Source organism: Halomonas sp. Y3, from assembly GCF_024137965.1.
Classification (GTDB): Bacteria; Pseudomonadota; Gammaproteobacteria; order Pseudomonadales; family Halomonadaceae; genus Halomonas; species Halomonas mongoliensis.
The window spans coordinates 3,509,516-3,526,421 of record NZ_CP099975.1; the positions used below are offsets into that span (position 1 = coordinate 3,509,516).

The 16,906-nt window shown below is 69.3% G+C and carries 15 protein-coding genes; 13 read left to right on the top strand and 2 right to left on the bottom strand.

Annotation, left to right across the window (positions count from 1 at the left end):
- The first annotated feature begins 54 nt into the window (after nt 1-54).
- On the top strand, nt 55-2,583 hold the full coding sequence (locus tag NHL60_RS16630) for a penicillin-binding protein 1A (RefSeq protein WP_253445969.1): 2,529 nt from the start codon (nt 55-57) through the stop codon (nt 2,581-2,583).
- Between the two features lie 112 nt (nt 2,584-2,695).
- Nucleotides 2,696-3,445, top strand: a complete 750-nt coding sequence (locus tag NHL60_RS16635; protein ID WP_253445973.1) for a YdiY family protein — start codon at nt 2,696-2,698, stop codon at nt 3,443-3,445.
- 98 nt (nt 3,446-3,543) lie between these two features.
- Here NHL60_RS16635 and NHL60_RS16640 read toward each other — a convergent pair whose 3' ends face one another.
- Complete coding sequence (locus tag NHL60_RS16640) at nt 3,544-4,812, bottom strand: malic enzyme-like NAD(P)-binding protein (protein ID WP_253445976.1); 1,269 nt, start codon at nt 4,810-4,812, stop codon at nt 3,544-3,546.
- Nucleotides 4,813-5,069: 257 nt separating this feature from the next.
- Nucleotides 5,070-5,282 carry a 50S ribosomal protein L31 gene (gene rpmE, locus NHL60_RS16645; RefSeq protein ID WP_253445979.1) on the bottom strand — a complete coding sequence of 71 codons (213 nt, stop codon included), beginning with the start codon at nt 5,280-5,282 and terminating at the stop codon, nt 5,070-5,072.
- 174 nt (nt 5,283-5,456) lie between these two features.
- On the opposite strand from rpmE, the gene NHL60_RS16650 reads away from it, so the two are divergent.
- The 11 genes from NHL60_RS16650 (at nt 5,457) to tatA (ending at nt 16,902) form a co-directional block, all read left to right on the top strand.
- Nucleotides 5,457-7,691 (top strand): primosomal protein N', encoded by a 2,235-nt coding sequence (locus NHL60_RS16650; RefSeq protein WP_253445982.1) that lies wholly within the window; start codon nt 5,457-5,459, stop codon nt 7,689-7,691.
- Between the two features lie 330 nt (nt 7,692-8,021).
- On the top strand, nt 8,022-9,707 hold the full coding sequence (gene argS, locus NHL60_RS16655; protein ID WP_253445985.1) for an arginine--tRNA ligase: 1,686 nt from the start codon (nt 8,022-8,024) through the stop codon (nt 9,705-9,707).
- Nucleotides 9,708-9,710: 3 nt separating this feature from the next.
- Nucleotides 9,711-10,436 (top strand): SPOR domain-containing protein, encoded by a 726-nt coding sequence (locus NHL60_RS16660; RefSeq protein WP_253445988.1) that lies wholly within the window; start codon nt 9,711-9,713, stop codon nt 10,434-10,436.
- Nucleotides 10,437-10,612: 176 nt separating this feature from the next.
- Nucleotides 10,613-11,131, top strand: a complete 519-nt coding sequence (hslV, locus tag NHL60_RS16665; protein ID WP_253445992.1) for an ATP-dependent protease subunit HslV — start codon at nt 10,613-10,615, stop codon at nt 11,129-11,131.
- 8 nt (nt 11,132-11,139) lie between these two features.
- On the top strand, nt 11,140-12,462 hold the full coding sequence (gene hslU, locus NHL60_RS16670) for an ATP-dependent protease ATPase subunit HslU (protein WP_253445995.1): 1,323 nt from the start codon (nt 11,140-11,142) through the stop codon (nt 12,460-12,462).
- A 227-nt stretch (nt 12,463-12,689) separates the two neighbouring features.
- Nucleotides 12,690-13,073: a gamma-butyrobetaine hydroxylase-like domain-containing protein gene (locus tag NHL60_RS16675; protein ID WP_253445998.1), complete on the top strand. Its 384-nt coding sequence runs from the start codon at nt 12,690-12,692 to the stop codon at nt 13,071-13,073.
- A 98-nt stretch (nt 13,074-13,171) separates the two neighbouring features.
- On the top strand, nt 13,172-13,939 hold the full coding sequence (ubiE, locus tag NHL60_RS16680) for a bifunctional demethylmenaquinone methyltransferase/2-methoxy-6-polyprenyl-1,4-benzoquinol methylase UbiE (protein ID WP_253452267.1): 768 nt from the start codon (nt 13,172-13,174) through the stop codon (nt 13,937-13,939).
- Nucleotides 13,939-14,574 (top strand): SCP2 domain-containing protein, encoded by a 636-nt coding sequence (locus NHL60_RS16685; protein ID WP_253446001.1) that lies wholly within the window; start codon nt 13,939-13,941, stop codon nt 14,572-14,574. The genes ubiE and NHL60_RS16685 overlap by 1 nt, the downstream gene beginning before the upstream one ends.
- Nucleotides 14,574-16,196 carry a ubiquinone biosynthesis regulatory protein kinase UbiB gene (gene ubiB, locus NHL60_RS16690; protein WP_253452270.1) on the top strand — a complete coding sequence of 541 codons (1,623 nt, stop codon included), beginning with the start codon at nt 14,574-14,576 and terminating at the stop codon, nt 16,194-16,196. Before NHL60_RS16685 ends, ubiB begins: the two co-directional genes overlap by 1 nt.
- A gap of 30 nt (nt 16,197-16,226) precedes the next feature.
- Nucleotides 16,227-16,562 carry a phosphoribosyl-ATP diphosphatase gene (locus tag NHL60_RS16695; protein WP_253446004.1) on the top strand — a complete coding sequence of 112 codons (336 nt, stop codon included), beginning with the start codon at nt 16,227-16,229 and terminating at the stop codon, nt 16,560-16,562.
- Between the two features lie 76 nt (nt 16,563-16,638).
- Nucleotides 16,639-16,902 carry a Sec-independent protein translocase subunit TatA gene (gene tatA / locus NHL60_RS16700; RefSeq protein ID WP_253446007.1) on the top strand — a complete coding sequence of 88 codons (264 nt, stop codon included), beginning with the start codon at nt 16,639-16,641 and terminating at the stop codon, nt 16,900-16,902.
- Nucleotides 16,903-16,906 lie beyond the last annotated feature (4 nt).

A 16,906-nucleotide genomic window follows, 5' to 3' on the forward strand; every position in this document is an offset into this window, starting at 1 on the left:
CCGGTCCCATCGCTACCGCACCGCCCCAGTTCCCTGCACGGATACCGCTTTTTCATGAAGTTTATCAGAACCCTGCTCTTCTCACTGGCCTGGCTGCTGGTGTCGCTCACCGCCGCCGCGGCCCTGGGCGTGGTGGGCGCCGCGCTCTACTTCGCCCCCGGACTTCCGGACGTGCGCCAGCTTCAGGACTTCGAGCTCCACTCGCCGCTGCGGATCTTTACCCGTGACGGCAAGCTGATCGGCGAATTCGGCGAGGAGCGCCGCATGCCGGTGGAGTACCACGAGATTCCCGAGGAGTTCATCCAGGCCCTGCTGGCCGCCGAGGACGCCCACTTCTACGAGCACCCCGGCGTCGACCCCCGCGGCCTGGCCCGGGCGGCCCTGGAGCTCGCCTCCAGCGGCGGCGAGATCCAGTCGGGCGGCTCTACCATCACCATGCAGGTGGCGCGCAACTATCTGCTGACCCTGGACCGGACCTTCACCCGCAAGATCCGCGAGATCCTGCTGGCCCTGCAGATGGAGCGCGTCCTCTCCAAGGAGGAGATCCTCGAGCTCTATGTCAACAAGATCTTCCTCGGCAACCGCGCCTACGGTATCGCCGCCGCCGCCGAGACCTACTACAACCGCCCTCTCGACGAGCTGACCCTGGCCGAGAAGGCGATGATCGCCGGCCTGCCCAAGGCCCCGTCCGCCTTCAATCCGCTGGCCAACCCGGAACGCTCGCTGATCCGCCGCAACTGGATTCTCTACCGCATGCGCCAGCTGGGGCATATCGACCAGGCCGCCTATGACGAGGCGGTCCAGGCACCGATCACCGCCCGCCGCTATGTCGCCCAGACCGAGGTGGACGCCGACTATGTGGCCGAGATGGCGCGCCAGTACGCCATCGAACGCTTCGGCGAGGAGGCCTACACCGCCGGCTACCGCATCCACACTACCCTGGACAGCGAACTGCAGCCCTTCGCCCGCCGCGCCCTGGCCGACGGCCTGATCGCCTACGACACCCGCCACGGCTGGCGCGGCCCCGAGCAGCGCGACATCCCGGCGAGTCTGGTCGAGGCCCAGGCCCGCACCGATCGCCGCGGCCTGGAGGAGGAGCTCGATGAATCCCCCGAGATCCTCGAGACCGCCCAGCGCGCCGCCGAGCGCAGCCAGACCGAGATCGAGGGCATCGAGGGCGATGTCAGCAACTGGGTTCAGGTGCTGGAGCGGACCCCCGGCTTCGGCCCGCTGCAGCCGGCCATCGTGGTGGAGAGCAGCGGTCGCGAGATGCGCGTGCTGACCCGCGGCGGCGAGCTGCGCACCATCGCCTGGGACGGGCTCTCCTGGGCGCGGGCCTACCGCAGCCCGCGGGCCCGAGGCCCGGAACCCGGCTCCGCTGCCGAGATCGCCAGCACCGGCGATCTCATCCGCGTGCTGGAGCGCGAGGACGGCACCCTGCGCCTGGCCCAGCGACCCGATGCCGAAGGCTCCCTGGTGGTGATGCACCCCGACACCGGCGCCATCCTGGCCCTGCAGGGGGGCTTCAGCTTCACGGCCAGCAAGTTCAATCGCGCCGTCCAGGCCCAGCGTCAGTCCGGCTCAATCTTCAAGCCCTTCGTCTACCTGGCGGCCCTGGACAGCGGTCTGATGAATGCCGCCAGCGTGGTCAACGACGCTCCCGTGGTGGTTCAGGACGGCAGCAACCAGCTGTGGCGCCCGGTCAATGCCAGCGGCGACTTCCTCGGCCCCACCCGCCTGCGGGTCGCCCTGGCGCGCTCGCGCAACCTGGTCACCATTCGCGTGCTCCAGCAGGTCGGCCTGGATGCCACCATCGATTTCCTCGAGGGCTTCGGCTTTGCCAGCTCGCGACTGCCCCGCGGCCTTTCCCTGGCCCTGGGCAGCGCCGACCTGACGCCGCTGGAGATGACCAACGCCTATGCGGTGCTGGCCAACGGTGGCTACCAGGTGACCCCCTGGTTCATCGAGCGCGTCACCCGGGGCGATGACGACACCCTGATCGAGGAGGCCACGCCCACCATCGTCTGCCGCGACTGCCGTGACGGCCAGACCGAGGTGGAGGTCGACGGGCGCCGCCACCCGGTGGCGCCCCGGGTGGTGGACCCGATCTCCGCCTACATCCTTACCGACATGCTGCGCGACGTCATCGAGAGCGGTACCGGCCGACGCGCGCTTGAGCTCGGCCGTGGCGATATCGTCGGCAAGACCGGCACCACCAACAACCAGCGCGACGCCTGGTTCGCCGGCTACAACGCCGACCTCGCCGCCACCGTCTGGATCGGCAAGGACAACAACGAGACCATCGCCGAATACGGTGCCAATGCGGCCCTGCCGGTCTGGATCGACTTCATGCGCGACGCCCTCGAGGGTCGCCCCGAGGCGAAGCATGAGCGCCCCGGCGGCCTGGTCACCGCCCGGGTCGACCCCGACAGCGGGCGCCGACTGCCCGACGGTCAGGGCGGCGGCATGACCGAGCTCTTCCACCCGGACCACCTGCCCGGCGTGCAGCCGCGCCGCGTCGAACGCGAGGTGGAGCAGCACAGCGGTTCCCAGGGCACCGGCTCCTACGAAGCGATCTTCTGACGCCTCGCGACCAGGGCGGCACGGACGCCGCCCTCTTCAACGCCCCTCATCAACAACGCACACCCCAAGCTCACACCCGCTGGGATTCACTCAACGGCCCCGGGGGATGCCCATGTCACACCCTGCCAGCCGCCTGCTGATCGTGGCACTTAGCCTCGGCGCAGGCGCCAATGTCTCCGCCAGCCCCTTCTACGCGCCGCCTCCCGTCGAGGAGAAGGCCCACGGCTTCAGCGGTGAGGCCGAACTCGGCTACACCCACCTCGCCGGCAATACCGACAGCCAGACGCTGATCGGCAAGAGCCAGCTGACCTGGCTGCGCGACCGCTGGACCCACCTGCTGCGCGGCGAGGTCCGCCATGTCTCCCGGGACGGCGAGGCCAGCGCCGAGCAGTATCGCCTGACCGGGCGTGAGCGCTACGACCTCGAGGGCCCCCACTATCTGTTCGGGTTCGCTCGCTGGGAGAAGGACCGCTTCAGCGGCTACGACCACCAGCTGGCCGCCATCGCCGGCTACGGCCGGGAGCTGATCCGCCACGAGCACCATCGGCTCTCGCTGGAGGCCGGCCCGGGCTATCGCCACGACCGCATCGACACGGAGCCCAACGCCTCCCTGGGCGTCGCCTATGGCGCCCTGGCCTGGCAGTTCGAAGCCAGCGAGACCACCACCCTGAAGCAGGAGCTCTCGGTGGAGGCCACCGACGACAACACCACCTCCCGCGCGCTCTCATCGCTGACGGCGCGGCTCAACTCGCGCCTGGCCCTGCGCCTCTCCCATGAAGTCAGGCGCAACTCGCAGCCGCCGGACGAAGCCAAGGCCCGCACCGACCACACCACCAGCGCCGCGCTGCTCTACAGCTGGTAGCTCACTTCACTCGACTTCCTCTCTCCCCCGGATACGACGACGCCGGCCCGAAGGCCGGCGTCGCGGAAGGCAATGTCCCGTGCGTTACACGCCGCATGCTACACGCCGTAAACGTCATCCACGCTCTTCAGCGGGTAGTGGGCCGGGTAGGGGCGGCGCGCCACGCCGGAGTCCACGGCCGCCTGAGCCACGGCGGAGGTGATGCGCTCCAGCAGACGCACATCCACCGGCGTGGGGATGATGTAGTCGCGGCCGAAGCTCATGCTCTCCTTCTCGTAGGCGTCCAGCACCGCCTGAGGCACCGGCTCCCGGGCCAGGTCCTTGAGGGCGTGAACCGCGGCCACCTTCATCTCCTCGTTGATACGGGTAGCGCGCACGTCCAGGGCCCCGCGGAAGATGAAGGGGAAGCCCAGCACGTTGTTGACCTGATTGGGGTAATCCGAACGGCCGGTGGCCATGATCACGTCGGGGCGCACCTCCCGGGCCAGGTCCGGGTGGATCTCCGGGTCCGGATTGGTGCAGGCGAAGACCACCGGGTTGGGCGCCATCTTGCGAATATGATCGGCGCTCATCAGACCCGGACCGGAAAGGCCCACGAAGACGTCGGCCCCATCGATGGCGTCGTCCAGGGTGCGCTTGTCGGTGTCGACGGCGAACATCGCCTTGTAGGGGTTCAGGCCGTCGCGCTCGGTGTGGATCACGCCGCGACGGTCGAGCATCACGATGTTCTCGGCACGCGCGCCGCAGGAGACCAGCAGCTTCATGCAGGCGATGGCGGCGGCGCCGGCCCCCATGCAGACGATGCTGGCGTCCTCGAGGCGCTTGCCGGCGATCTCCAAGGCGTTGAGCATGCCCGCCGCGGTGACGATGGCGGTGCCGTGCTGGTCATCGTGGAAGACCGGGATGTTGCACTGCTCGATCAGCGCCTGCTCGATCTCGAAGCACTCCGGCGCCTTGATATCCTCGAGATTGATGCCTCCCCAGGTATCGGCGATGCGCGCCACGGTATCGATGAAGGCCTGGGGGCTCTCGGCGTTGACCTCGATATCCACGGAGTTGATGCCGGCAAAGCGCTTGAACAGCACACCCTTGCCCTCCATGACCGGCTTGCTGGCCAGGGCGCCGAGGTTGCCCAGCCCCAGGATGGCGGAGCCGTCGGAGATGACCGCCACCAGGTTGCCCTTGCCGGTGTAGCGATAGGCGTTCTCCGGGTCGCGGGCGATCTCGCGACACGGCTCGGCCACACCCGGGCTGTAGGCCAGGGCGAGGTCCTTGGCGGTGGCGGTGGGCTTGGTCAGCTCGATGGAGAGCTTCCCGGGGATGGGCTTGGCGTGATAGTCCAGCGCGGCCTGTCTTGCGTCACTCATGTGGGTGAATTCCGGTCAGGGTGAAAATGTTGCACCACGATATAGAAAAAAGCCCCCGCGCTCAAGCTTGCGCCATTTCCTGCCTGTTGCACGCTCGTTTGACACCGATACCAACCATTTGCCGCAACTTATGGCTGAAGCTCCAGCCATAACCCAGGCCTTATCGACACCGCCGCCGCATCGGCCGCGGCGATCGGACCGAAAAAAACCCGCCTCGAAGGGCGGGTTTCCTGACAGGTCGGCGTACGCCTGGGCGATCAGCGCTTGAGTGCGGCACCGAAACGCTTGTTGAAGCGCTCGACGCGACCACCGGTGGTCGCCTGCTTCTGCTTGCCGGTGTAGAAGGGGTGGCACTGGGAGCAGACGTCCAGGGAGAAGTCCTGGCCGGAAGTGGAGCCTACCTGAAAGGTGGCACCACAGGAGCAGGTGGCGCTGACCGTCTTGTATTCGGGGTGGATACCTTGTTTCATCTTGAGCCTCGTTGAGCTGTATGCCGCCACCTGATCCGCTGCCAGGCACCGCATACGGGTTGTCTATCGGTCGCGCCGGTGGCAGGCGCGAGTGCAAACCGGTTGATCCCGCCCTGGCCGCACTCGGCAGGCAGGGAGGCGCAGCATTCTAGCAGAGCCAGTCCCGGAGGCCAATTGCCCACCACCTCTTCCCCCCGCGCCCTGGGCGTGGCGGTCCCCTCGCCGCTGCGCCGCCTGTTCGACTACCGCCCCGCCGGCACGCCGCCCCCCGGCGGCTGGGCACCCGGCCTGCGGGTGCGCGTTCCCTTCGGCCGACGCCAGGTGGTCGGCGTGGTGATGGAGTGCCGCGATCACAGCGAGCTGCCCCTGGCCGAGCTCAAGCCCGTCGTCGCCTGCCTGGACGCCGCCCCCCTGCCCGCCGACTGGCTGTGGCTGTGCCGCTTCACCGCCCGCTACTATCAGCACTCCCTGGGCGACACCTTCCACCAGGCCATGCCCACCCTGCTGCGCCAGGGGCGCGCCCTGGAGGGACGCACCCGGGAGCGCTGGCAGCTCACCGCCGCCGGCCGCGACACGCCCGCCGAGGCCCTCGCCCGCGCCCCCCGCCAGGCGGAGCTGCTGGCCATGCTCGCCCAGCACCCCCACGGCCTGGCCACCCAGGCGATCCTGGCCCAATCGTTTTCCCGCGAACAGCTCAGGGCGCTGGCCGCCAAGGGACTGGTGGCGTCTCACGAGGAACCGCTGACCGCTCGCCCCCTGCCCGACGCCGACCACCTGCTGGCCGAGCCCGCCCTGCCGCTCAACCGCGAGCAGGCCGCGGCCCTGGCCACCCTCCACGAGCGGCTGGATGCCTATCACCCCTGCCTGCTGGAGGGGGTCACCGGCAGCGGCAAGACCGAGGTCTACCTGCAGCTGATCGAGGCGGTGGTGGGGCGCGGCCGCCAGGCCCTGGTGCTGGTGCCGGAGATCGGCCTGACGCCCCAGACCCTGGCTCGCTTTCGGCACCGCTTCCGGGTGCCGGTGGTAGCGCTGCACTCCGGCCTTACCGACCACGAGCGCCTGGACGCCTGGGAGGCCGCCGCCAGCGGGCGTGCGCCCATCGTGATCGGCACCCGCTCGGCGATCTTCACCCCGCTGGCGCGCCCCGGGGCGATCATCGTCGACGAGGAGCATGACGGCTCCTACAAGCAGCAGGACGGGCTGCGCTACCACGCCCGGGACCTGGCCGTGGCCCGGGCCCACCACCACGGCATCCCGCTGCTGCTGGGCAGCGCCACCCCCTCCCTGGAGAGCCTCGCCAGGGGGCTCAGCGGCGAATGGCGCCACCTGCCGCTGACCCGCCGCGCCACCCGCCACGCCCCGGCCCGGCTGGAGCTGGTGGACCTGCGCGGGCGCCCCCGCCAGGGCGGCCTGATCCCGCCGGTCATGGAGGCCATCGAGGAGACCCTGGCGGCCGGCCATCAGGTGCTGGTCTTCGTCAACCGCCGCGGCTTCGCCCCCACCCTGGCCTGTCACGCCTGCGGCTGGCTGGCCGAGTGCGACGCCTGCGACGCCCGCATGACCCTTCACCGCCAGCCGCCGCTGCTCGCCTGCCACCACTGCGACCGCCGCCGCGCCCTGCCCGAGGCCTGTCCGGCCTGCGGCAGCATCGACCTGCGCCCCCTGGGCAGCGGTACCGAGCGCACCGAGGAGACCCTGGCCGCACGCTTTCCGAAGGTGCCGGTCTATCGCATCGACCGCGACAGCACCCGGCGCCGCGATGCCTTCGAGCAGGCGCTCGCCGAGGTGCGCCGCGGCGACCCCTGCCTGCTGGTGGGCACCCAGATGCTGGCCAAGGGCCACCACCTGCCCCATGTCACCCTGGTGGTAGTGGTCAACGCCGACGCCGGCCTCTATGCCAGCGACTTTCGCGCCCTGGAACAGAGCGCCCAGCTGCTGGTCCAGGTGGCCGGGCGCGCCGGGCGCGCCGCCCACCCCGGCCGCGTGCTGGTTCAGACCCTGCACCCGGAGGACCCGCAGCTGCGCCTGCTGGCGGAGCGCGGCTACGCCGCCCTGGCCGAGCAGCTCCTGGAGGAGCGTCGCGCCGCCGCCCTGCCCCCCTTTCGCTTCCTCGCCCTGCTGCGCCTGGAGAGCGCCAGGGAGGAGGCCGCCGGCGAGCTCGCCCGCCGCGCCGCCGGCGCCCTGCGCGGCTGGCTGGCCGAGCACGCGCTCGCGGTGGACTGCCTGGGCCCGGTGCCGGCCCCCATGGAGCGCCGCCAGGGCCGCTACCACCTGCAGCTGATGCTGAGCGCGGCGAAGCGCAGCGCCCTGCACTCGGCCTGCGCCTGGCTCACCGCCTGGCTGGAGGCGACCCCCGAGGCGCGGCGAGTACGCTGGTCGCTGGATATCGACCCCCAGACGCTGAGCTGAAAGCCGTAAACCGTAAGCCGTAAGCCGTAAGCCGTAAGCCGTAAGCCGTAAGCCGTAAGCCGTAAGCCGTAAGCCGTAAGCCGGGATGCTGCCATCACACCTCGCAACAAGGGGGTTCTTAAAGCTTAGAGCTTATGGCTTACCGCTTCGGGCGCAGCCCGGTTGGGCTTTAAAGCCGCGCCACAATTACCGATAATGGCCGGCCGTGCCCGCTAAAGGCTCCGTTTCCATGCCCACGCCCCGGGCGAGCGCCTCGTCACCGCCGGTTCATCGGCCGCTCGCTCCCCAAGGCGCCCCCAGGGCCTTCGCTCCAGGATAGAAGTTCGCCTCATGAAAGAGACCATCGTGACCCTGCTCGAGGGCGCCCTCGACACCCTCAAGCAGCAGGACCTGCTGCCCGCCGATATCGCCCCGACCATCAAGGTCGACCCGACGAAGGACAAGGCCCACGGCGACTACGCCACCAACCTGGCGCTGATGCTGGCCAAGCCCGCCGGCCGCAAGCCCCGGGAGCTGGCCGAGGCCCTGGTGGCCGCCCTCCCCGAAAGCGACGCCGTCAGCCAGGTGGAGATCGCCGGGCCCGGCTTCATCAACTTCTTCGCCGCCACCGACGCCGCCGCCCAGGTGGTGCGCCAGGTGCTCGACGCAGGCGACGCCTTCGGCCGCAGCCTGATCGGCCAGGGCCAGAAGGTGCAGGTAGAGTTCGTCTCCGCCAACCCCACCGGGCCGCTCCACGTGGGTCACGGCCGCGGCGCCGCCATCGGCGACTCCATCTGCCGCCTGCTGGAGGCGGTGGGTTATGACGTGACCCGGGAGTTCTACTACAACGACGCCGGCGCCCAGATCAGCAACCTGGCCCTCTCGGTGCAGGCCCGCGCCAAGGGGCTCGACCCCGACGACCCGAGCTGGCCCGCCGACGGCTACCGCGGCGGCTACATCATCGATGTGGCCAACAGCTACCTGGCCGGCGAGACCGTCCACGCCGACGACCGCCACGTTACCGGCCAGGGCGACCCGGAGGATCTCGAGGCGATCCAGGAGTTTGCCGTGGCCTACCTGCGCCGGGAGCAGGACCTCGACCTCAAGGCCTTCGGCGTCCACTTCGACGTCTACTTCCTGGAGTCCTCCCTCTACCGCGAGGGCAAGGTGGAGGCCACCGTCGAGCGGCTGATCGAGAAGGGCCACACCTATGAAGAGGACGGCGCCCTCTGGCTGCGCACCACCGACTTCGGTGACGACAAGGACCGGGTGATGCGCAAGACCGACGGCGGCTACACCTACTTCCTGCCCGACGTCGCCTACCACCTCGACAAGTGGCAGCGCGGCTTCACCACCGTGATCAACGAGCAGGGCGCCGACCACCACTCCACCGTGACCCGGGTGCGCGCCGGCCTGCAGGCCCTGGAAGCGGGCATTCCCCAGGGGTGGCCGGACTATGTGCTGCACCAGATGGTGATGGTCACCCGCTCCGGTGTGGAGGTGAAGCTCTCCAAGCGCGCCGGCAGCTACGTCACGGTGCGCGACCTGATCGACGAGGTGGGTCGCGATGCCACCCGCTTCTTCCTGGCCGCCCGCCGGGCCGACTCCCAGCTCACCTTCGACATCGACCTGGCGCGCTCCCAGTCCAACGACAACCCGGTCTACTATGTGCAGTACGCCCACGCCCGGGTGTGCAGCGTGATGCGCCGCGCCGAGGCCGACGGCCTGGCCTTCGACCACGCCCTGGCCACGGCCAGCCTGGGCCGGCTCGCGGAGGATCAGGAGAAGGCGCTGATGAACCGCCTGGCCCGCTACCCCGAGGTGGTCGAGCACGCCGCCGCCTCCCGGGAGCCCCAGCAGGTCGCCCAGTATCTGCTGGACCTGGCCGCCGACTTCCACACCTGCTACAACGCGGTGAAGGTGATGGTCGAGGATGACGCCCTGCGCAATGCCCGCCTGGCCCTGGGCCTGGCCACCCGCCAGGTGCTGCGCAACGGTCTCGACCTGATGGGAGTCAGCGCCCCCGAGGAGATGTAACCCATGGCGACCCGCAAGCAGCCGCCCAAGCGGCGCGGTGCTACCAGCAGCCGCCGCCAGACCGCACGCAAGCCCCGCCGCGAGTGGCGGCTGCCCGGCTGGGTCTGGGGCCTGGCCGGCCTGGTGGGCGGCTTTCTGCTCTCTCAGCACCAGCACGGGGTGGCGCCCTGGCAGGTGGAGGATTCGCCTCTGGCCACGGTGCTGCCGCGCAGCGCGCCGCCGGAACCGGAGGCCGCCGCCCCGGCCAGGCCCAGCGAACCGCGCATGCCGACCTTCGAGTTCTACACCCTGCTGCCGGAGTCGGAGGTGATCGCCCCCCGCGGGGAGATGCCCGCCTCCACGGCTCGGCCCCCGGCGCCCCCTCCTGCCGAGGAGAGCAGCGAGGCGGCGTCCGCCCAGGAGAGCGCCGACCCCATCGCCGAGGTGATCGCCGCCAACCTGGCGACCGAGCGCAGCGAGCCCACCGCCGCCGCCGAGCCCGCCAGCAACGGCCACCGCTACATGCTCCAGGCGGCCTCCTTCCGCGAATCCGGCGACGCCCAGCAGCTGCAGCGCCGCCTGCGCGACTTCGGCCTGCTGGCCCAGGTCAGCGAGGTCAGGGCCGGCGGCGGCGAGACCTGGCACCGGGTCCAGGTCGGCCCCTATGACGACAACCGCGAGCTCAGCCGCGCCCAGGACCTGATGGTCACCCAAGGCATCGAGCCGCTGCTGATCCGCCTGCAGAACTAGGCAATCACCCATTCACCGCTGCGCTCGCGACGTGGCTCGGCGACTTCATTGAAGCCTTGAATTCAGGGCGCTCCGCCCGCACCTCTCCCTTCAGCCTTATCGCGGCGCCCGGGGCCATGCCCCGCGGCGCCGAAAGTCATCGGGAGCCAGGCGCTCCCCCAAGGAGAGACTCCTCCATGACCACGATCGTATCCGTGCGCCGCGGTGACCAGGTGGCCCTGGCCGGCGACGGCCAGGTGTCGCTGGGCAACACCGTGATGAAGGGCAATGCCAGCAAGGTGCGCCGCCTCTACCGCGGCGAGGTGCTGGCGGGCTTCGCCGGCGGCACCGCCGACGCCTTCACCCTCTTCGAGCGCTTCGAGGCGCAGCTGGAGAAGTACCAGGGCAACCTGGTCAAGGCCGCCGTGGAGCTGGCCAAGGACTGGCGCACCGACCGCGCCCTGCGCCGCCTGGAGGCACTGCTCGCCGTGGCCAACAAGGACGCCTCCCTGATCATCACCGGCAATGGCGACGTGGTGGAGCCCGAGCGCGGCATCATAGCCATCGGCTCCGGGGGCAACTACGCCCTGGCCGCCGCCCGCGCCCTGCTCGAGAACACCGACCTCTCGGCCAGAGAGATCACCGAGAAGTCCTTGGAGATCGCCGGCGACATCTGCGTGTTCACCAACCACCACGTCACTCTCGAAACGCTCTGAGGCGCCCCATGACCCAGATGACCCCCCGTGAGATCGTCCACGCCCTGGACCAGTACATCATCGGCCAGCAGGACGCCAAGCGCGCCGTGGCCATCGCCCTGCGCAACCGCTGGCGTCGCATGCAGCTCGACAGCGACCTGCGTCAGGAGGTGACGCCCAAGAACATCCTGATGATCGGTCCCACCGGGGTGGGCAAGACCGAGATCGCCCGGCGCCTGGCCAAGCTGGCCCGCGCACCCTTCATCAAGGTCGAGGCCACCAAGTTCACCGAGGTGGGCTATGTGGGCCGCGACGTGGATTCCATCATCCGCGACCTGACCGAAGCCGCCATCAAGCTGGTGCGCGAACAGGCCAAGGAGGAGGTGGGCCACCGCGCCGAGGACGCCGCCGAGGACCGCATCCTGGATGCCCTGCTGCCGCCGCCCCGGGGCCAGGAGGAGGCGCCCCGCCAGGACAGCGGCACCCGCCAGATCTTCCGCAAGAAGCTCCGCGAGGGACAGCTCGACGACAAGGAGATCGATATCGAGCTGACCCAGCAGGGCCCCGGCATCGACATCATGACTCCGCCGGGCATGGAGGAGATGACCCAGCAGCTCTCCAGCCTCTTCTCCGGCATGGGCAAGCAGAAGACCGAGACCCGCCGGGTCACGGTGAAGGACGCCTTCGCCCTGCTGCGCGACGAGGAGGCCAGCAAGCTGGTCAACGAGGAGGAGATCAAGGCCCGCGCCATCGAGGCGGTGGAGCAGCACGGCATCGTCTTCCTCGACGAGATCGACAAGGTGGCCAAGGGCAGCGGCCAGTCCAGCGGCGGCGAGGTCTCCCGGGAGGGGGTGCAGCGCGACCTGCTGCCGCTGATCGAGGGCTCCACGGTCTCCACCAAGTACGGCATGGTGAAGACCGACCACATCCTGTTCATCGCCTCCGGCGCCTTCCACCTGTCGCGCCCCTCGGACCTGATTCCCGAGCTGCAGGGTCGCCTGCCGATCCGCGTGGAGCTCAACGCCCTGACCCCGGAGGACTTCAAGCGCATTCTCACCGAGCCCTCAGCGGCGCTCACCAAGCAGTACCAGGCGTTGCTGGCCACCGAGGGCCTCGAGGTGGAGTTCACCGCCGACGGCATCGAACGCATCGCCCAGATCGCCTGGCAGGTCAACGAGGGCACCGAGAACATCGGCGCGCGCCGCCTGCACACGGTGATGGAGCGCCTGCTCGAGGAGGCCTCCTACAAGGGCAGCGACATCGGCACGCCGCTGACCATCGACGCCGCCTACGTGGACTCCCAGCTCGGCGAGCTGGCCATGGACGAGGATCTGTCGCGGTATATCCTGTAACCCTGAGCAGCCGACGTTGGCAGCCTGGAAGCCGGTGTCGCACTCAGCGATCCCGTGAGCGCTGAAGCAGGCGAATCGCGGGCTGCGCGACGCCGGGGGCAGGTCGTAGAGGGGGGCCTATGCCAGGGATGGCATCGGTAGCGTCCAGGGATGGATTCACAGCGCCCCCTCGTAGACCTGTCGCCGGAGTAGTCGCGCTTTCACCAAGCCTGGACTGGAGCTGTGCCATGAGCGCCCCCATCCCCACCCGAGTGCACTACCACCGCAAGGCCCAGGAGCTGGAGCTCGGCTATGAGAACGGCGAGAGCTACCGGCTATCCGTGGAGTACCTGCGGGTCTTCTCCCCCTCCGCCGAGGTGCGCGGCCACGGCCGCGGCCAGGAAACCCTGCAGGTCGGCAAGAAGTTCGTCGGCCTGAAGGACATCACCCCGACCGGCCGCTACGCCCTCAAGCTGCACTTCGACGACGGCCACGACAGCGGCCTCTACAGCTGGGACTACCTCTGGTGGCTGATCGAGCAGCGCGAGGCCAACTGGGCCGACTACCTCCGCCGCCTGGAGGAGGCCGGCGCCAGCCGCGAGCCCCTGGGCATCGAGATCAAGCAGCTGTAAACGGCCCCCCGTCAAGACAACCGCCGCCGCGGGAGGCTACAATGGCGCCCATTCGAGGCAGCGGCCTCTCCCATGCAGCGATTCGGGAGCCCCATCGCATGAGCGCCAACCCCAGCTCCAGGGACAAGCAGACCACCCACTTCGGCTATCAGGAAGTGCCCGTCGAGGAGAAAGCCTCCCGTGTGGCCGACGTCTTCCACTCAGTGGCGGCCCGCTACGACGTGATGAACGACCTGATGTCCTTCGGCATCCACCGCCTGTGGAAGCGCCTGACCATCGAACGCTCCGGCGTGCGGCCCGGCCACAGCGTGCTGGATATCGCCGGCGGCACCGGCGACCTGACCCTGAAGTTCTCGCGCATGGTGGGGCCGCGCGGGCGCGTGGTACTAGCGGACATCAACGAGTCGATGCTGCGCGTAGGCCGCGACAAGCTCCTCGACCGCGGCGTGGGCGGCAACGTCGAGTATGTCCAGGCCAACGCCGAGTGCCTGCCCTTCCCGGACAACACCTTCGACTGCATCACCATCGCCTTCGGCCTGCGCAACGTCACCGACAAGGATGCCGCCCTGCGCTCCATGGCCCGGGTCCTCAAGCCCGGCGGCCGCCTGCTGGTGCTGGAGTTTTCCAAGCCGCCCAGCGCCCTGCTCTCCAGAGTCTATGACGAATACTCCTTCCGCCTGCTGCCGAAGATCGGCGAGGTGGTGGCCAGCGACGCCGACAGCTACCGCTACCTGGCCGAGTCGATCCGCATGCATCCGGACCAGGAGACCCTCAAGGGGATGATGGAAACGGCCGGTCTGGAGCGGGTCGAGTACACCAACCTGACCGGGGGCATCGTCGCCCTGCATCGCGGCATAAAGCTATAATGTTATTACTAGCCGGCCTGGAACGAACCCTCAACGCCCTGCTTGCCCGGGATCCCGCCGCCCCCTCGCGGCTGGCGCGCCTGGCCGGCCAGCGGCTGCTGCTGCGCCTGGAGAACCCCGAGCTGGCCCTGGCGGTGCACTTCCATCCTCAGGGGCTCGACCTGCTGCGCCCCGACGACACCGACGAGGCGGCCTTCGACGCGGTCGTGGAGCTGGATGCAGAGACCGCCGGCGCCCTGCTGGGCGGCGCCTCCATGGAGCGACTGATGTTCCAGGGCCGCCTGGCGGTACGCGGTCATATCGGCCTGCTCGAGGCGACCCGCGACCTGCTGCTCGACCTCGACCTGGACTGGGAAGGGGAGCTGGCCCGCTGGCTGGGTGATATCCCCGCCCACAGCCTGGCCGAGGGGCTTCGCCGCCTGGGCCGCTTCGGCCTGCGCACCCGGGAAGAGTTCTGCGCCGACCTCTCCGAGTACCTGGTGGAGGAGGCACGGCTGCTGCCCGGCCGCCCCCAGCTGGAGGTGCTGCGCGATCACCTCACCGAGCTCGAGGTCGCCGCCGACCGCCTCGAGGCGCGGCTGGCCAGGCTGCATCGCCGCCTGGCGGCCCGGCGCGACGCGCAGGCGGCCCCATGATGATGCTGCGGCTGCTGCGCATTCTCTGGGTGATCACCCGCTACCGGCTGGATACCCTGATTCCCCTTGAACGCCTGCCCTGGGCGCTGCGCACCCTCTTCAGGCTCTCGCCGCTGCGCCTGGTGCCCATCGGCGAGCGCTCTCGCGGGGCGCGGCTGCGCCTGGCGCTGGAGTCCCTTGGGCCGATCTTCGTCAAGTTCGGCCAGGTGCTCTCCACCCGCCGCGACCTGCTGCCGCCGGATATCGCCGACGAGCTCAAGCGCCTGCAGGACCAGGTCCCTCCCTTCCCCGGCGACCAGGCCCGGGCCGTGGTGGAAGACGAGCTCGGCATGACGGTGGCCCTGGCCTTCGCCCGCTTCGACCCGGAGCCGCTCGCCTCGGCCTCCATCGCCCAGGTGCATGGCGCCCGGCTGCACAGCGGCGAGGAGGTGGTGGTCAAGATCATCCGCCCCGGCATCCACCGGGTGATGCGCCAGGACATGGCGCTGATGTACCGCTTTGCCCGGCTGCTGACCCTGGTGCCCGAGGCGCGCCGCCTGCGCCCGGTGGAGGTGGTGCGCGACTACGAGGCCACCCTGTTCGACGAGCTCGACCTGCACAAGGAGGCGGCCAACACCTCCCAGCTCAAGCGCAACTTCAAGAACTCGCCGCTGCTTTACATCCCGGCCATCCACTGGGAGCTGACCCGCCAGCGCGTCATGGTACAGGAGCGCATCTACGGCATCCCCGTAGCCGACGTGGCCGCCCTGGAGGCCCAGGGGACCGACCTCAAGAAGCTCGCCGAGCGCGGTGTGGAGATCTTCTTCACCCAGGTATTCCGCGACAACTTCTTCCATGCCGACATGCACCCGGGCAATATCTTCGTCTCCCGGGAACACCCCCGGGACCCACAGTACATCGGCATCGACTGCGGCATCGTCGGCAGCCTGACCCGGGAAGACCAGGACTACCTGGCCCGCAACCTGCTGGCCTTCTTCCACCAGGACTACTACGAGGTGGCGGCCCTGCACATCGAGTCGGGCTGGGTGGGCGAGAACACCCGGGCCAACGAGTTCGCCGCGGCGATCCGCACCGTCTGCGAACCCATCCTGGAGAAGCCCCTCAAGGACATCTCCTTCGGCCAGGTGCTGCTGGGTCTCTTCCAGACCGCCCGACGCTTCGACATGGAGGTGCAGCCCCAGCTGGTGCTGCTGCAGAAGACCCTGCTCAATATCGAGGGGCTGGGGCGCCAGCTCTACCCGGACCTGGACCTCTGGAAGACCGCCAAGCCCTTCCTGGAACAGTGGATGCGGGAGCGCGCCGGCGTCAGCGGCTTCTGGGACTCCCTCAAGCGTCAGGCGCCCGAGCTGACTCGACAGCTGCCGGAGCTGCCCGTGCTGGCCCACCAGGCCCTCTCACGGGTCGACCAGGAGACCCGCCAGCGACGCCGCCAGGGCGAGGCGATCGGCGCCATCCGCCACCAGCTGGTGCGCCAGGGGCGGCGCGGCCGCCGGCTGCGCCTGGGGCTCCTCCTGGTGGCGCTGGCGCTGGCCTGGCAGCCGCTCTCCCAGTGGGCCGCGGACCAGCCCTGGCCGGCGTTGGCCGCCGCCGCCCTCGGCCTGCTACTGCTGGCCTGGCACTGACCCCTGAACCCTGCAACGGAACCTTAACTCATGAGCGATATTCTCGACCGGCTGCAAGCTGTCCTGGATCAACGCCGCCAGGCAGATCCGCAGGATTCCTACGTCGCCGCCTTGCATCACAAGGGCTTGAACAAGATACTCGAGAAAGTTGGCGAGGAGGCCACCGAAACCCTGCTGGCCGCCAAGGATGCCGAGGGCGGCGGCGAGGCCGAACGCCAGGCGCTGATCGCCGAAACCGCCGACCTGTGGTTTCATAGCCTGGTGATGCTATCGCATCTCGACCTCGACCACCGCGCCGTGCTCGACGAGCTGGGCCGCCGCTTCGGCGTCTCCGGCCACGACGAGAAGGCCGCAAGACCCCAGTGAGAACCGGGGCCAACCAGACAGACTCAAAGACAAAGGCTCCCGGACAGCCCGGGGCTACGACACAGAGGAAAGACCCATGTTAGGTGGTATCAGTATCTGGCAGCTGCTGATCGTACTCGGCATCATCATCCTGATCTTCGGCACCAAGAAGCTGCGCAACGTCGGCACCGACCTCGGCGGCGCGGTCAAGGGGTTCAAGCAGGCCATGAGCGAAGAGGAGAAGGCCGAGAAGAAGAAGGAAGAGGCCGAGGCGCAGGCTCGCGTGGACCACAAGGAGGAGACCAACACCTACGACGTCCAGGCCGAGCGTAAATCCGAGGAACAGGAAGAGCGCAAGTAAGCCG

Coding starts and splice junctions, on each gene's coding strand:
- NHL60_RS16695 (WP_253446004.1), top strand. CDS start 16,227: ATGAGCGATATTCTCGACCGGCTGCAAGCTGTCCTGGATCAACGCCGC.
- ubiB (WP_253452270.1), top strand. CDS start 14,574: ATGATGCTGCGGCTGCTGCGCATTCTCTGGGTGATCACCCGCTACCGG.
- argS (WP_253445985.1), top strand. CDS start 8,022: ATGAAAGAGACCATCGTGACCCTGCTCGAGGGCGCCCTCGACACCCTC.
- NHL60_RS16660 (WP_253445988.1), top strand. CDS start 9,711: ATGGCGACCCGCAAGCAGCCGCCCAAGCGGCGCGGTGCTACCAGCAGC.
- NHL60_RS16635 (WP_253445973.1), top strand. CDS start 2,696: ATGTCACACCCTGCCAGCCGCCTGCTGATCGTGGCACTTAGCCTCGGC.
- hslU (WP_253445995.1), top strand. CDS start 11,140: ATGACCCAGATGACCCCCCGTGAGATCGTCCACGCCCTGGACCAGTAC.
- NHL60_RS16675 (WP_253445998.1), top strand. CDS start 12,690: ATGAGCGCCCCCATCCCCACCCGAGTGCACTACCACCGCAAGGCCCAG.
- NHL60_RS16640 (WP_253445976.1), bottom strand. CDS start 4,812: ATGAGTGACGCAAGACAGGCCGCGCTGGACTATCACGCCAAGCCCATC.
- NHL60_RS16685 (WP_253446001.1), top strand. CDS start 13,939: ATGTTATTACTAGCCGGCCTGGAACGAACCCTCAACGCCCTGCTTGCC.
- rpmE (WP_253445979.1), bottom strand. CDS start 5,282: ATGAAACAAGGTATCCACCCCGAATACAAGACGGTCAGCGCCACCTGC.
- hslV (WP_253445992.1), top strand. CDS start 10,613: ATGACCACGATCGTATCCGTGCGCCGCGGTGACCAGGTGGCCCTGGCC.
- tatA (WP_253446007.1), top strand. CDS start 16,639: ATGTTAGGTGGTATCAGTATCTGGCAGCTGCTGATCGTACTCGGCATC.
- ubiE (WP_253452267.1), top strand. CDS start 13,172: ATGAGCGCCAACCCCAGCTCCAGGGACAAGCAGACCACCCACTTCGGC.
- NHL60_RS16630 (WP_253445969.1), top strand. CDS start 55: ATGAAGTTTATCAGAACCCTGCTCTTCTCACTGGCCTGGCTGCTGGTG.